The organism is Butyricimonas faecihominis (genome assembly GCF_033096445.1).
GTDB lineage: Bacteria > Bacteroidota > Bacteroidia > Bacteroidales > Marinifilaceae > Butyricimonas > Butyricimonas faecihominis.
On sequence record NZ_AP028155.1, the window covers coordinates 124,298 to 140,694 of the forward strand.

At 41.1% G+C, this 16,397-nt stretch carries 13 protein-coding genes; 9 read left to right on the forward strand and 4 right to left on the reverse strand.

Annotated features, from left to right (window positions below):
• Positions 1-28 precede the first annotated feature (28 nt).
• From R8806_RS00525 to R8806_RS00540, 4 genes are all read right to left on the reverse strand, one after another.
• A complete protein-coding gene (locus R8806_RS00525) occupies positions 29-1,972 on the reverse strand; it encodes an AAA domain-containing protein (protein ID WP_124315836.1) in 1,944 nt (647 codons plus the stop codon).
• Between the two features lie 10 nt (positions 1,973-1,982).
• On the reverse strand, positions 1,983-2,822 hold the full coding sequence (locus tag R8806_RS00530; protein WP_124315837.1) for a methionyl aminopeptidase: 840 nt from the start codon (positions 2,820-2,822) through the stop codon (positions 1,983-1,985).
• A gap of 61 nt (positions 2,823-2,883) precedes the next feature.
• Positions 2,884-3,624, reverse strand: coding sequence for a L,D-transpeptidase family protein (locus R8806_RS00535; protein WP_124315838.1), 741 nt, complete (start codon positions 3,622-3,624; stop codon positions 2,884-2,886).
• A gap of 137 nt (positions 3,625-3,761) precedes the next feature.
• Entirely contained in the window at positions 3,762-4,640 is an 879-nt protein-coding gene (locus R8806_RS00540) for a Cbp1 family collagen-binding glycoprotein adhesin (RefSeq protein ID WP_124315839.1), read from the reverse strand.
• A gap of 79 nt (positions 4,641-4,719) precedes the next feature.
• On the opposite strand from R8806_RS00540, the gene R8806_RS00545 reads away from it, so the two are divergent.
• The 9 genes from R8806_RS00545 (at position 4,720) to R8806_RS00585 (ending at position 16,396) form a co-directional block, all read left to right on the forward strand.
• Positions 4,720-5,715, forward strand: coding sequence for a helix-turn-helix transcriptional regulator (locus R8806_RS00545; RefSeq protein ID WP_229128219.1), 996 nt, complete (start codon positions 4,720-4,722; stop codon positions 5,713-5,715).
• Between the two features lie 72 nt (positions 5,716-5,787).
• On the forward strand, positions 5,788-6,195 hold the full coding sequence (locus R8806_RS00550; RefSeq protein ID WP_087421847.1) for a pyridoxamine 5'-phosphate oxidase family protein: 408 nt from the start codon (positions 5,788-5,790) through the stop codon (positions 6,193-6,195).
• Positions 6,196-6,278: 83 nt separating this feature from the next.
• Positions 6,279-7,136 carry an AraC family transcriptional regulator gene (locus tag R8806_RS00555; RefSeq protein WP_124315840.1) on the forward strand — a complete coding sequence of 286 codons (858 nt, stop codon included), beginning with the start codon at positions 6,279-6,281 and terminating at the stop codon, positions 7,134-7,136.
• Positions 7,137-7,350: 214 nt separating this feature from the next.
• Complete coding sequence (locus R8806_RS00560; protein ID WP_164719556.1) at positions 7,351-7,932, forward strand: sigma-70 family RNA polymerase sigma factor; 582 nt, start codon at positions 7,351-7,353, stop codon at positions 7,930-7,932.
• A gap of 79 nt (positions 7,933-8,011) precedes the next feature.
• Positions 8,012-9,166, forward strand: coding sequence for a FecR family protein (locus tag R8806_RS00565; protein ID WP_124315842.1), 1,155 nt, complete (start codon positions 8,012-8,014; stop codon positions 9,164-9,166).
• A gap of 151 nt (positions 9,167-9,317) precedes the next feature.
• Complete coding sequence (locus R8806_RS00570; protein ID WP_229783015.1) at positions 9,318-12,626, forward strand: SusC/RagA family TonB-linked outer membrane protein; 3,309 nt, start codon at positions 9,318-9,320, stop codon at positions 12,624-12,626.
• Between the two features lie 12 nt (positions 12,627-12,638).
• On the forward strand, positions 12,639-14,012 hold the full coding sequence (locus R8806_RS00575) for a RagB/SusD family nutrient uptake outer membrane protein (RefSeq protein ID WP_151412123.1): 1,374 nt from the start codon (positions 12,639-12,641) through the stop codon (positions 14,010-14,012).
• Between the two features lie 18 nt (positions 14,013-14,030).
• Positions 14,031-14,834: a DUF4843 domain-containing protein gene (locus tag R8806_RS00580; protein WP_124317998.1), complete on the forward strand. Its 804-nt coding sequence runs from the start codon at positions 14,031-14,033 to the stop codon at positions 14,832-14,834.
• Positions 14,835-14,845: 11 nt separating this feature from the next.
• Positions 14,846-16,396: a PKD-like family lipoprotein gene (locus R8806_RS00585; protein WP_164719916.1), complete on the forward strand. Its 1,551-nt coding sequence runs from the start codon at positions 14,846-14,848 to the stop codon at positions 16,394-16,396.
• Position 16,397: the final 1 nt, after the last annotated feature.

Consider the following 16,397-nt stretch of genomic DNA (forward strand, 5'->3'; position numbering starts at 1 on the left):
TTCGAATGAAAATAATGTTGCAATAAAGTTACTTTTGCTTGGATGGGGCCGTGTCGGGTGTTTCCGGGTGGATCTCGATGATTTTTCCCTTCTCCCGGATATATTCGTACAAGGCCTTGTAAAACGGATGGGAGGTGAGTGTGGTGGCGTCTCCCAGAATGATGAGTTTCATGCGGGCTCGGGTGATGGCCACGTTCATGCGGCGCAGGTCATTCAGGAATCCAATGTTTCCCTCGCTGTTGGCCCGTACGAGACTGATTAGGATAACATCCCGTTCTTGGCCTTGGAACCCGTCCACGGTGTGAATCGTGATGAGTTTCCGCAAGGGGATAAAGAAGCGGTTCCGTTTGATAATTTGCCGGATATATTGTACTTGCACCCGGTAAGGGGATATCAACCCGAAATCGATTCTTTCATCCAGCACTCGTTCGATTCCGATTTTCTCAATATATTCCTGTAATTGTTTTACCAACAATTCGGCTTCAGGCTTGTTGATTCGTCCATACGTTTCGTTAACACAATCTTCCGAGAACTCGCAGAGAGCCGTGTCGAACCATTCGATGGGAGTGTCGTATTCGAGAATATTACGGTGGCGTACTTCCGGAGATGCCTGCAAACGGCCTTTGTAGAACCATTTCGAGGGAAAGTACATGATGTCTTCGTGCATCCGGTACTGTGTTTCGAGCATGGAAACAGTTTCGGGTTTACGCTGGATAATCTTTTGGAGTAGCGTGCGATCCAACCCACCTTTCGCTGCTTCGTAACATTTGATGGTGGGAGGTAACTGGCAGTGATCCCCGGCAAGTATTACCCGGTAGGCCTTGGATATGGCAATCCAGCAAGCAGCCTCTAAAGCTTGTGCGGCCTCGTCGATAAACAAGGTGGAGAACATTTTCCCGTTTAATTGTTTATTGGCGGAACCGACCAGCGTGCAGGCAATCACGCGGGCCTCCCCGAAGAGTTGGGCATCAATCTTGATTTCCAATTTGATGGCTTGGTCCCGTAAATCATGCAGCATCCGGCGGGCGGATTCCCGTTTGGCTCCTTTCAAGCGTTTCAGGCGTCCGGAGAGTTCCCGGATGGATGCTCTCGCGGCTCGCAACGTGGGGTAGGCAGGATGGGATTCGAATTTGCGTTCGTACGTGAATGACAGCATCTTGTCGTTTACCCGTGTGGGATTCCCGATTCGTAGTACATTGACTCCCCGGTCCAGTAGTTTTTCTGCGATCCAGTCAACGGCAGTATTGCTTTGGGCGCAAACCATTACTTGATTCTCCCGTCGCAGTGTTTCGTAGACGGCCTCGACGAGCGTGGTTGTTTTTCCGGTTCCGGGAGGGCCGTGAACAACTGCAACCTCTTTGGCTGCCAGTACCCGGTTTACCGCTTGTTCCTGTGAATGGTTCAGCCACATCAAGTGAATCGGTTGAAGTTTCCGTTGTTCCACCATCTCGTTTCCCAGTATGGCTTCCCGTAAGCGGGCAAGGCGGTTATTCTTGGCCTCCATGACTTCCGTTAGGGCGGAAAACATGGTTTTATAGGAGGTCCCGTCAAAATAGAGTTGTACGCCCAGATCCGGGCATCCTTGAATATCCAGAAGGCTGTTGGAGTTAGGCAACACGACAAGCATCGTGTTTTCATGAACGTAACTGATGGTTGCCGCGAAACTGAAATAACGCAGATCCCCCGTTTGGTCAAAACGGAAAAAGCAAACCGGACGACCGTATTCGAAATTATGATCCGTGTCATCATTCTCATCCCGTTTGATCTCGATGATGAGCTGGTTTAACGAGTTGTAGTAACTTTTATTCGCTGACACGGGATACCAACAAACGCCTTGCTGAATCCGTTTAGGGATTCCTGCACGTTGTGTTTGTTGGTAGAATGTCTCTTTTTCAAACTCGAATTCCTCTTGCAATAGTTTGTATTGCCGCAGGAGATCAACCAAGGGGGAAGGTATTTGTTCGCTAGCCATGTTAAACGGGTTACCAGGTTAATATTTCGTTCCCGGTTTCCGTGATTAATATGGTGTTTTCCCATTGAGCGGAAGGTTGTTCGTCTTCGGTAATAACCGTCCAATCATTATCTTCATCGATGAATATATCCCGTTCTCCCATGTTAATCATCGGTTCGATCGTGAAGATCATGCCCGGAACGAGCAGCATTCCCGTACCCCGTCTTCCCACGTGTTCTACTTCCGGAATCTCGTGGAATTTCAAGCCGACCCCGTGTCCGCAGAATTCCCGGACAACCGAGTACCCGTTACTTTCTGCATGTTCTTGAATAACAGCGCCTACGTCTCCGAGAAAACGCCAAGGTTGTGCGGCCTCGATGCCTTTTTCCAGACATTCTTTCGTGACACGCACCAGTTTTTGGCGATCTTCCGCAACTTCCCCGATCATGAACATACGGGATGCATCTGAAAAGTAACCGTTGTATATAGTGGAAACATCAACATTGATAATGTCTCCACTTCTTAAAATGATATTCTTGTCCGGTATTCCGTGACATACCTCTTCGTTAATGGAAGTACATACACTTTTGGGGAAGCCCTCGTAATTCAACGGTGCGGGGATAGCCCCGTGTGCCAAGGTAAAATCATATACCAACGTGTTAATATCCTCGGTTGACATTCCTTCCCGGATGTTAGCCGCCACGTGATCCAACACGGCCGTGTTTATTTTTGCACTTTCACGGATGCCTTCTATCTGTTCCGCGTTCTTGATAATCTTTCGGGGGGGAACAATGTGACCCTGACGACGATAGAGTTTTATTTTTTCCTCGATGGAGGATGCCGGTTTGTTTTCGTTTTTACTGAATAGCATATTGCTGTCTCCTTATTGTAATAAGGCACTAAGGTAGTGTTTTTAGAGACAGGTTATTCCGTTATTTTGAAAATTGATAGTTACCGAGTTTGTCCACGGAGATATTTAACTCCTTTAAATCCTTGATAAATAGATTATACCCTGTTTCAAGATTCTTCCAAAAATCTAATATGTTAGGATAGGCACGATAGGTTTCGCTGTAATTTTTATTCTTTTCGTCCGAGAATTTAAAAGGAAAGATGTACACGGGTATCTTTTCCTGACCGGATTGACGGGCTTGTATGGCATAGATGTATATTTCCTTGATCTTGTCGTCTGTCATGGGAAGACAGCCTACCGTTACGCAATTTCCATGAATGCAGATATTGCCTCCGAGGTGGGAGGCTTTGCTTTTCAGCTTATCTGAATGGTTTGGGTAGTTAATCATCAAAGAGAGATGATAGTTACTTGTGGGATTAAAGTGGTTGATGTGGTAGAAACCTTCCGGGATTTGTAAGTCTCCTTGATGACGTTTGGGGCCGAGAGAGCCGGAACGGGCACATATCTTATACGTTGTAATCTTTTTATACACCTTGTCTTCCCGTTTCTTGGCATAGATGTCCATGACACATTCTGTTTTATACGCCATGATAAGAATATTCAGGTTGTCCAACGAAAGGTTGTGTTCTTTTAATCTTCGGGTCAGTAATGCCTCTTTTTCGTGGTAGGCGTTTCGTACCCGGGGATATTTCTTTTGCTGGCTGACGAAGTCCGGTTCATTGCTAGCGATAACACATAACAAGGTGAGCAAGGCTATTTTCATGAGTCCGTGTAATTAGGTTATTACAAATAACGGTAAAATAAAGGGAAAAAACAAACGGGCATGAAAAAAGGCGTCCGGGAGGACCCCGAACACCTTACCTGTGTGTGTTGTGTGTATATGAGTGTGTGAATCTAAGGCTACTCGTTGATCATCACTACCAAGTACTTCGTTTGTTTCCAGAATGCACTCGGGTTGTTAATCTTCAAAGTCTGCATACCGTCATCCCCGGTTTCCAGTGCGTATGATTCGCTAGGGTGAACAGAAAGTATTTTGGCTTTTTTAGTGTTTAACGGGATGGATGTCAATTCACGCATATCGGCATCCACGAATTTTGCGTTTTGAGCTTGAGAGGAAACGATCGGCGGGCAGAAGATTCCTTGTCTTGAAATCACGTTAGCCTCTTTTAAACTCTTTCTGGAACCTAACAAGTAGTGGATCGTGTTGAGTGATTTGTCTTGACTGGAAATCGTTTCCTTTTGGGAAGTTGATTCCTCTTGTAAATTACTCACGTTTTGGTTAAGTTCTGCTATTTGTTGAGTCTTGATACCTAGTTCCTTTTCTTTGGCTGCTAAAATCTGGTTGATTTCGTTGATCTTTTGATCTCTGATGGCTAACTCTTCGTTTAATCCGGCAATTAATTTCTTGAATTCAGCGGATTGTCTTTTGTTAGTCCCTTCCAGTTTAGCAATTTTTTCTTTGTAACCGGCGATAGCGTCAGAAAGCGCTTGCACGTCATTTTTTAAAGCGGTAATCTGGCTTTTACTCTTGCTGTTTTTCGTGTCACTCTGTGATTCGATGGCCAGAATGTGTTCGGCCTCGCGGATAGATTGCATTCCGGCGGAAATGTCATTCAGATCTGCTAAAAGTTTATCCATTTCGTTACTTTGTCCGTTGCTAACGGCTTGTAGAGAATCTGCTTTTGCTTGTAAAGCTTTATATTTTTGTGAACTTTCCACGCAACTTCCGAGGAAGGCGATGAAAAACAAACTGACTGCTAAAAAAATAAACGTTCTCATAGTTTTTTGTTTTGATGTTTTATTCTATGCCTAAATAAAGGCAATGCCCGTGCCATTCGTGTTGTAAAATGATAACGTGTTGAAAAACAGTTTGTACGTGTGTTTATCTGAATTCCACGATTGGGGAAAATTTTGCCCCAGTTGTGGAATTTCTCCCCAAGTTACCTGTGGAAGGGACTTTTCTCCAAATGATGCCTGTGTTGGAGATGGTATGGTCGTCCCGGATTTTTTTAGTAGCTTTGCCTTGATACCAATAATTGAACCCATGTACCAAGAATATCCCCCTCATCCCGTGTTATCTCCTTATATAGACAAATATTGGGAGGTGAAAGGTTCACCGGAAATGGGCGAGAAGATGAAAATTTTGCCTGATGGTTGTACCGATTTCATTTTTAACTTGGATGATGCGCGTAACCTAGAGGATAAAAATCGGTTTGGCGTTGATCCTTTACACGGTTATTTCGTGGGAGCGATGAAGACTTACTCGGAGTTGTCGGTTTGTGCCGGATCACTACACATGATCGGGGTCAGATTTACTCCCTGCGGGTTGACTATTTTCACGAAAAAGCCTTTAGGGGAGCTGAGTGGGCAGAGACTTCATTTGAGGGACGTGGGATTTCTTTTTCATGAAGAGTTCGCCTCTCTTTTAAGGGAGAAAAGTACGCTGGCGGAAAGGTTGCAAGTGATCGAAACTTTTCTGATATCCCGGTTAAAATATGCCGAAGAGGTTGACAAGCAAATCGTGTGGACAACCGGGGTGATCCGTCAGGCCGGGGGATTGTTGCCTGTTCGGGAGTTGATGAGTCGGGTGTGTATATGTCAACGTCATTTTGAACGTCGTTTTAAACATGCCACGGGTTACACGCCAAAAGAGTATAGCCGGGTCGTGAAATTTCGTCGGGCAATGGATGTACTTCGTCAGGTTTCCGGGAATAACCTCTTTTCCGTGGCGGTCGATTGTGGGTATTATGATTCTTCTCACTTGGTGAAAGAGTTCAAGAAATTATCGGGTAGTTCGCCGATGGTTTTCACGTCCTTGCCGGCAGATACTCCGATCACTTATTTGGGGGAATAAAAGTCGATTTTTTACAAAAGATTCTTTTCCCGGAACTCTACTTTTGTATTTATAATTAAATAAGATGGATATATGGAAGAATTGAAACGAAAAGCGGAATTATTATTGGAGCAATGCGAAAGTGTGGTACTGACTTCTATTGATGAAAACGGTTTTCCCCGTCCTGTGCCGATGTCAAAGGTGAAAACGGAAGGGATAACTACTATCTGGTTTGCTACCGGAACGTATTCCGAGAAAACGGAACACTTTCGGGTGAATCCTAAAGCGGGAGTGTGTTTCCAGAAGGAGATTAACAGTGTCGTGTTGACCGGGTACATCGAGATTGTTACCGACGAGGCGGAAAAGAAAGCCTTGTGGCAGGATTGGTTTATCGAGCATTTCCCGGGCGGGGTGAACGACCCGACTTATTGTGTTTTGAAATTCACGGCAAAGCGGGCAACTTACTGGCTGGACTTTCAATTTGTGAAGGGGGAGGTGTAGAGAACCTTACAAACTAATTTAGCAAGATCGGAAAAGTCTCTCCCAATTCAGGGTCTTACCTTTGTCTCGAAATACAAAAGAATATGGAACAGAAATTGACAACGAAAGAAGAGTACTTGAAAAGGATCAACGTGATCGTGGAATATATCAACAATCATCTGGATGAGAATATCGATCTCGGGATGTTAGCCGAGATGTCTGGTTTCTCTCCTTGGCATTTCCACCGGATCGTGCGGGCCTTTCTGGGAGAGCCTGTCGGGGCTTTCATCACCCGGGTACGTGTCGAGACTGCAGCTCGCTTGTTACGCTATTCCGATTTGCCCGTGCAGGACATTGCTTATCGGGTCGGGTATGACGTGCCTTCTTCTTTGTCGAAAAGTTTCAAGCAATTCTATGGTATTTCGCCGAATGGATACCGTAATAATAAAAATTACACGATTATGAAACCAGTAGAAGTAAGACCCGATTTGAAACTAGAATTTGAAGAACAGGTGTTGGCCCCGAAACAAGTGATTTACGTTTGGCTGACAGGTGCATATAACCAGTTGGATTATTGTGCCGCATGGCAAAAACTGTGGAATTACGTGCGGGAAGAAAATCTTTTTGCCCCGGACGTGGAGCATATCTGTGTTTACCATGATGATCCGAAGGTAACGGAGCAGGATAAATTGCGCACGTCCGTGTGCCTCGTGTTACCCCGTGTCGGGAAACCGAAAGGAGAGGTGGGAGTAAAAGAAATTCCCGGCGGGAAATATGCGATCTTCCGCTACCAAGGACCGTATGAAAACCTTCATGCCGTCTACGATACGATTTATGCAAAATGGATTCCCGAAAAAGGGTATAAGCTGGGAGATACCCCCGGTTTCGAAAAGTACTTGAATCATCCGGACCATACTACACCGGAAAATTTGATCACTGAAATTTGTATTCCGGTACAATGATTGGGGGGACAAGGAATGTAATTTCCTGAAATTGGTTTATAGTAAACTTTTTTCAGGACAATACAATTTTTTAAATATGGAATGATAATGTATTCATTGAAAGATGGTTTCTGAAGAAAAGTGGCACAAATGTCTGGCCTAATGTATGGAGGGTTTTACGAACTTTGATTTTTACAACTATATTTTTGCAGATAATATTGGAATCGATATATTTGTGAGATTTAAGAGAGTTGTGATGGAATACAGGCAATTTTTAGATGGGGTTAATCGTAAAGAGGATAAAGCTTGGGTTGAGCTATATGATTATTTTTATGCTCCACTATGTTGCTATGCGGCAAAAATTATGGGGAATGATCAAATGGTGGAGGATGTGGTGCAGGGATGTTTCGTGAAATTGTGGCTTTCAACTGTCTGTTTTGAAGATATAAAAGTGATAACTGCTTATCTGTACCGTGCCGTGTACAATGCTGCGCTTAATTTTGTTCGAGATCAGAAGAGAAGTAAGAAGGCACATGAGGTGTGGATGGGACAAGTCATTAGTGATGAATGTGATGCTGTAGAAATGGCTTTGGAGGAAGAAGCCATTACCCGTTTTTACACCGTGATTATCCGTTTGCCTGAACAACAGCGAGATATTTTATTACGAAGTATGAAAGGGGAAAAGGTGAAGGATATGGCCGAAAAGTTGGGAGTTTCTGAAAATACTATAAAAACACAAAAAAAGAGGGCTTATGCTTTTGTACGTGAGCAATTAGGGGATGTCTGGATGGTAATTGCCGGATTATTTTTCGTGTAGGATAACTAATTTTTTTTATTTTTTTGTCACCCGTTTTTTCATATTGAGTGTCTGTTGTCAAAATAAAGGCAGAAATAATATGAAATGGGAAGAGATATATGATCGGTCACGTATGGTTGTAGATAAAGCGATGGGACATCTGTTGGCAGAGGTGAAGGACGTGGAGGAGGATAAAGATGGTATCGTGGAGAAGTTACTGGATGCGGAGTATGTGAGCGAGAAGTTAGAAAAACGGAAATATTATTCAGGAAAAGATGCTTTTTTACGGATGAAACGTCAGGTGGAGAGGAAAAAGCGTGTGCGGATGATTATGTGGGTGGCTAGTGCAGCGTGTGTAGCTATTGTTTGTATCATATTGTTACAGTGGAAACAAGTCGAAGTATTATTACCGGGAACGAATATGATCGCAAAGCAGGAAAACATTCTTCCGGCAGAGATGAAAGCGATATTAGTGAGAGCGGATGGGGAACAAGTCGTGTTGGGGAAAGGGCATTGTAGTTTGGAAGAGGCCGGGAATGTATTGATTGCTGCAGACTCAACAGGATTGGAATATAATCGTTTGAAACGGACAATGCCAGATACCACTGTTTTTAATCAATTGATAGTTCCTCGGGGTGGTTTATATTTGTTAGTATTGTCAGACGGTACACGAGTATGGATGAATTCGGATTCACATTTGAAATATCCGATTATGTTTGCCGGTGATAAGCGGGAAGTCATTTTAAGTGGTGAAGCGTATTTTGACGTGGTGAAAGATGAGTCTGCTCCTTTTATCGTAAAAACGGAATCTGGAAAGATTGAGGTATTAGGAACAGAATTTAATATAAAATGTTATTCGGATGAGTCTGCTTTGGTCACAACCTTGGTGAACGGTAAAGTGAAATTTGATGATGGGATGAATCCATCAGTAATTTTGAAACCGGAAGAACAGTTGATATTTGAAAAAGAAAATTGCCAGTCGATAGTTCGGAAAATAAATGTAAACCATTATATCGGTTGGAAAGATAACCGATTATCCTTCCAAGGAGAGAGGTTAGACATGATTATGAAAACATTATCACGATGGTATAATGTAGAGGTCGTATTTGAAGATAGTACATTGAAGGCATTAGAGTTTTCTGGAAATCTGGATAAATTCACCAATATACAGGAATTTCTTTCTCTTTTTGAACTTGGCGTGAATGTGAAGTTTGAAATAAAGGATCGAACGGTATATATACGGAAAGGAAATTAATAAAAGAGGGTATAGCAAGCTACCAACTATTTATACCCTCTAGTTTTCATATTATTCATTTAATACAAATAAAATGTTTGACAAATTTATGAAGAAAAAACGATTGGATGATTATACATCGTCCCTTTGTTGGAGAAAAAAATTCTTAGTTATGCGTTTAGCTTATATCCTGATGGTTGGGCTGGTTGTTTTAGTTCCAACCTCGGTAAGTGCGCAAGGCAAAATGGTTTCTTTGGACATCAGGTCGGAGACGCTAAGTGGCGTGTTGATGAAGATCAAAGATCAGACAGGGGTAAATATCCTTTATAATGAAAATGTACTGAGAGATGTTCCTTGTAAGGATATGAAGTTGGAAAAAGTTACGGTGGAAGATGCGCTGAATCGAATTTTTGAAGGAACACGTTTCAGTTATGAGGTAAGTCGGGGTGTAATTGTGGTAAGAGAGCGGAAAGCTAATGAATCCCAACAAAAATCCGTGAAGATGTCCGGGGTGGTCACTGATGAAAAAGGAGAGCCTTTACCGGGTGTGACCGTGTTGATAAAAGGAACTTCTATTGGTGCCGCGACAGATATCGATGGGAAATTCTCCTTTTCAATTCCGGCAGGGAAACACACGTTGCAGTTTTCCATGGTTGGAATGGAATCTAAAGAAATTATGGTTGATGGTAACAAAGAGATGGCAAAACTTACAGTTGTGTTAAAACCTGCTGAGAATGAGTTGGAAGATGTTGTCGTGACTGGTATTTTTAAAAAATCACGGGAAAGTTTTACGGGTGCGGTTTCAACAATTACAGAAAAAGAACTAAAATCATTTAGAGGACGTAATTTGTTATCAACGCTGAAGAATATTGATCCGACATTTAATATCATTGAGGACAATACGTATGGGTCGGACCCGAATCATTTACCGGAAGTGCAAATTCGTGGAACGTCAAGTTTGCCTACCGTAGAAGACTTAAAAAACGAAACGAAGACAAGTAGTTTGAACACACCTTTAATCATTTTGGATGGTTTTGAAATCTCGTTACAGCGAATGCTGGATTTGAATGATGAGGATATTAGTTCAGTGACGTTATTAAAGGATGGATCCGCAACGGCTATTTATGGTTCCCGTGGAGCCAATGGGGTTGTTGTGATTGAATCTAAGCGTCCAGAAGTCGGAAAATTGCGTTTGTCTTATCGGGGAAGTCTGAACGTGGAGATCCCGGATCTGACAGATTATGATTTGCTGGATGCACGGGAAAAATTACAATTGGAGGTAGATGCAGGACTTTATGAAGGAAATTTTTCTAACGAGACGATGCGTTTACAAGAACGTTATACGAAAGTGAAAGAGGCCGTGGAGAGCGGGGTTGATACCTACTGGTTATCCAAGCCTTTGCGTACAGGAGTTGGTCACAAACACAATCTTCGTTTAGAAGGAGGTGGGGAAGGTGGTTTCCGTTATTCCGCATCTGTACAGTATAATGATGTTAAGGGTGTAATGAAAGGCTCTAACCGTGAAACTTTCAACGGGAATGTAGATTTGGTTTATGAATTGGGATCTTTATTATTCCGAAATAGTCTGGAGGTAGGATTAAGTGAATCCAATGAATCTTCTTATGGTTCATTTGACCAATACGTGAAATTAAATCCTTACTGGACGGGGGTAGACGAAAACGGGAAAGTTGTAAAAGAATTGGAAGAGACAAACGATTTGTTCAATCCTGGACCGGCTAATCCCTTGTACGATGCAACATTGGATTTGGTAAATCAAACAACGACAACAACGATTACAGATAACTTTGCTATTGAGTGGAGACCGTTGAAAAATATGACGTTACGTTCACGAATCGGATTGACCAAAACATTAAGTAACGGGGATAATTTCAAACCGGCGGAGCATTCTGATTTTAAAGATTACACGGATGATCAGATTTTCAGAAAAGGAAAGTACATCTATTCTTCTGATAAAGGATTTAGTTATGATTGGGATATAACGTTGAGTTATTCAAAAACTTTTGGCGATAAACATGAGTTGTATGCCGGGTTGAACTATAATCTAGCTCAGTCAGAATCAAAATCTTATACTTTCACGATGGAAGGATTTCCACAGGCAAATCTGAAAATGTTGTCAATGGCCTTACAGTATGAAAAGGATGGAAAACCATCGGGGTCAGAATCTGTAAAAAGGCGTCTTGGGGTTACTGGAAACGTGAACTACATCTATGATAAACGTTATTTTGCTGATATTTCTTATCGTGTTGACGGGGCTTCGGATTTTGGTAGTGATAAACGGTTTGCTCCTTTTTATTCCTTTGGTTTAGGTTGGAATATTAATCAAGAGAAATTTATGGAAGGGATTGCTTGGTTGGACCGTTTAAAATTACGTGCATCCTATGCTGTGACGGGAGCTGTAAATTTTAGTGCTTATCAGGCATTAGCCAGTTATGAGTATTTTACGGGTGATCGCTATCGGTATTGGTTTGGTAGTGAATTGATGGGATTGGCAAATGAGGATTTGACATGGCAGCAAACTGACAAATGGAATGTGGGACTTGAATTGGCTTTCTTGAATAACCGTTTGAGAGTAACGGCTGATTATTATCGAAATACAACAGATAATTTGTTGTCAGAGATGTATCTCCCGTTAGCGAATGGATTCTCTAGTTATACCGCAAATATTGGTGAAGTGAGAAATACCGGGGTGGAATTGTCAGCATCGGGATTCTTGATTCGGAATACGGAGAAAAATATAATTTGGTCCTTATCTGCTAGCATGATTCATGAAAAGAATGAAATCGTGAAGATTTCGGATGCTTTGAAGGCAGAAAACGAAGAATTGGAAGCAGCTGGAGGTTCAAATCCGAACTTCCTTTATCGGGAAGGGGAGGCATTACGTACGCTATATGTGGTTCCTTCGTTGGGAATCGACCCGAGTACGGGTAAAGAATTGTATGTGAATCGTTTTGGCGAATTGACTTATGTATGGGATGCTCGTGATAAACAGGCCTGTGGGGTGCAGGATCCCAAATTCCGGGGAAATATCAATACCATGTTTACTTGGAAGGATCTTAGCGTGAATCTTTCGTTTGCTTACCGTTTTGGTGGATATGCTTATAATTCGACATTAATTGATCGGGTTGAAAATGCAGATGTAAAATATAATGTTGATCGTAGGGTATATAAGGATCGTTGGAGAGAACCGGGAGACCATACCTTTTTCAAGGACGTGAAAGATAAGACTGCGACACAAATGACTTCTCGTTTTGTACAGAAAGAAAATACGTTGGAATGCCAAAGTGCGCAAGTAAAATATGATTTTTCTCAGAATTGGATAAAACAATATTTGGGAATGCAGCATTTTTCAGTTGCATTTAATATGGATAATTTATTCCGGATATCAACAATCAAACAAGAACGTGGTATTGCATATCCGTTTTCCCGTAGATTTAGTTTTTCTCTTTCTGCAATTTTTTAATGGAATAGTAATATGAAAAGAATTATATATTATATACTTAGTGGTTGTCTCCTGTTGGGAACGGGATGCAGTAACTGGTTGGATGTGAAACCGTCGACCCGGGTGGAACAGGAAGAAATGTTTTCTACTGAAGATGGTTTTAAAAATACATTGACAGGGGTTTATATCAAGCTGAAGAGTAATTCTCTTTACGGGAAAACTTTGACCATGGAGTTGACCGAATATCTGGCACAACATTGGAAATCGAATGCTTCGGAATTATCCGGGTATATCAGTGCTTACGATTATGAAAATAGTAACGTCCAATCCATAATTGATGGGGTGTATACAGATTTTTATAATGCAATTGTTAATGTCAATAACCTTTTGGATTTTGTTGATAATGGTGTCTTGTCGGAAGATATGTATAAACTGATCAAGGGAGAGGCATTAGGATTAAGAGCTTTTTGTCATTTGGATTTGTTGCGGTTGTATGGTCCGATTCCGGGAAAACAGACAGATAAGAAGATCTTGTCTTATGCGAGAGAGGTATCCCGGCAGAATATGCCCGTGAATACATGGGCAGAGTATATCGCTTTTTTGGAAAAAGATTTAAATGAGGCAGAGACCTTATTAGAAGAGGTAGAGAAAAAAGGGATAGATGATGATTATTTTACTTATCGTCAGAATCGGATGAATTACTGGGCTGTCATGGCAGTGAAGGCACGTTTTTATTTGTGGATTCAAAACAAAGAGAAAGCGGCAGAATATGCGAAGAAAGTGATTGACGGGGTAGGAGAGCAGTTTAAGTTAAGTCAGCCTGAGAATTTTACAAACAAGGACTATATTGCTAGCTCTGAACACTTGTTTTCTGTGCATGTATACGATTTGGAAGATATTACAGAAACATTTATTTATCGTTCCGGGGGTGTTGAACAGACAAAAAGTTTAATTGCAGAATTATTTGAGGGAGATGTTACGGACGTTCGGGGTGATGGGAAATTGTGGCAGCAGTTACAGGGAGTAACTACCGGAAACCGTTACGTCTTGATGAAATACAAACAGAGTGAGGCTCAGGTTGCTACACGGGAGCAGATACCTCTTGTCAGATTATATGAAATGTATCTGATTGCTATTGAATGTAGTGATAATTCTGCGGTTTATCAACCATTGATTAATCAGTTATTAACAGCACGAAGTATATCTTTGGATATGGATAATGCTGGGGTAGATCAAAAGAATCAGTTTGTTTCCATGGAGTATCACAAAGAGTTCTACGGGGAAGGGCAAGCGTTCTATCAATATAAACGTCGGAATGATGAAATGATCATGTGGTCAAACACGCCGGGAAGTACAAGCGTGTACGTGTTGCCAGTGCCTAAGAGTGAAATTAAATATGAAGAATAATTACAAAATGTAAGTTCAATGAAACTAAGATATTTATTAGGAATAACACTTGCCGTGGGATTGTGCGGTGGTTGTTCATCAGATTATATGAATTTCAAAGGAGGAAATTTTGTCCAGTTTTCTTCGTCATTAGATGAGGTGTATACCTTTGCTTACTTTTCAAGTGATAAAGAAATCGACACGTTGAATATTGGAATCATGTCTGTTGGAGAAGTTGTGGATTATCCGCGGACGATTCGTTTTGAGCAGGTGACAAAAGAGTGGGAATATACTTACGATACAGAAGATCCCAGTAAGGTGGTAGACTCTGTTTATGTGGATATGAAGTATCCGGCAAAGGAAGGAGTGCATTTTGAGGCCTTTGGTGGGGAAAATCATGAGTTGGTTTTACCGGCTAACCAGAATGGAGTCACCGTGAAGATTGTTGTGAAGCGTGAGGATGAAAGTTTGCAGGAGAATGCTCGTAAATTGGAGTTGCGTTTGTTGCCTTCTGATGATTTCGAGACCGGAGTACCTAAATACGTTGTAAAAAAGATCACGATTTCCGATAAATTGGAGCGTCCGACAGTTTGGAAAGACACTGATTATGATTGTGCAACTTATTTAGGAAATTGGTCGGAGGTAAAACATCGTTTTATGATCAATGCCACGGGTGAAAAATGGGATAATGATTGTATAAAGCTTTATATTAAAGCGGGACCAACGGCTGAAGGTTTATATCTTTTGAAAAAGATAAAAAAAGAATTAGAAAAGTATAATGCAGACCCGGCTAACAATCCTCCTTTGATGGATGAAAATGGTCATGAAGTGGTATTCCCTTAAATAATATGGTTATGAGAAATTTATATTTATTTTTATTGATATTACTTCCCTTGTTTTGTATTTCTTGTTATGACGACAAGGGGAATTATGACTATCATGCTTTAAATCAAGCTGAAGTAGCGGGTATTGATAGTATGTACACGGCTATTTTTATGGAAAAGTTGGTTATTACTCCGACGATTCAATCTGAGGATAAAGAACGGGTATACGATTATATATGGATGTGTTATGATAAGAATGATTTCAGGAAAAGTATAGATACTTTGTCTTTAGAGAAAGATTTGGATTATACGGTTTCGTTGTCATTGTCTTCCTATCAGTTGATTTTTGCGTACCGTGACCGGGAAACTGAAATAACGAAGTATGTATATTCTAGTTTGAGCGTGGAATCGCAAAATTCCAGAGGTTGGTATGTATTGAAGGAGAAAGAAGGGGGTACTGATCTTGATTTCTTCTGGAAAGGAAAAGAGAATACGGATTTGTTACAACAAACACAGGGAAAAATGTTGACAGGAAAGCCTCGATCTTTGGGATTTGTGGGTAATTATACATGGGCGAATGAAGAGGAGGATAAAGTAGAAACAGGTAATCAATGCCTTTTATTGGCTTCGGAAGGAGATGTTTCATTGGTGCGGATTTCGGATATGAAACAGCTGGGTGATTTTAATTCACTATTCTTTGAAAATGCGCCAACTGTTGCTCCACAGAAATGGTATGAGGGATCGGAAGAAAGTGGCTTTATCAATGATGGATATCTATATACCTATTCAGGATATGATGATGCTTTTGGTCTGAATAAATTGTCGTACCCGAAAGAGGGAGATTATAAATTATCGAGTGTCTTTACGAAAAATGGTACAATGTCTCCTTTGCTATTTGACTTGAAATCAGGACAATTTTGTACATCGGCAAGGAATGTTACTTCTCTTTCTTATTTTAAAAATGATGAAAATTCTGCCTATTCTCTTGCTTATCCGGATATGGAACCTATTTATGCCGGATTTTTGGATGAAGGAATGTGGGAAGGAGGTAAAGGGTATGTGGTGATGAATAATAAAAAGGATGGTAGCCGTGCTATATTTTATTTTGATCTGAAATGTTTGGTTAATTTCGAAAATGATTACTTGAAAAATAGAATCACAGATATACAGACTGTAGAGGCTGGAAGTAAATTAGCTGCGGCAAGCTGTTTCGGGATGCATCGTAAAGATCAAATGCTTTATTTTGGAGTAAATGATAAGTTATATTATTATGATTTAGTCAATAAAAAAGAACAGGAGGTTGTACGGGATAACGGTTCCTTGGCTATTCCAAGTGGAGAAAATATAGTGTTGATAAAACACTGGATATTTGATTATACTGATTATATGGATGAGACAATTACTGATAAAATAAATAAATTGGCAGTAGCTACCAGTGATGGGAATAATTACAAATTGTATTTATTTGAAATTACAGCAAATAAATTGAAAGATAACCCAGAAGTGTATAATGGAACAGGAATTCCATCCGAAGTAATGTACATGAGTCCATATATGAATAATGTTTATATGTGTTATTAAT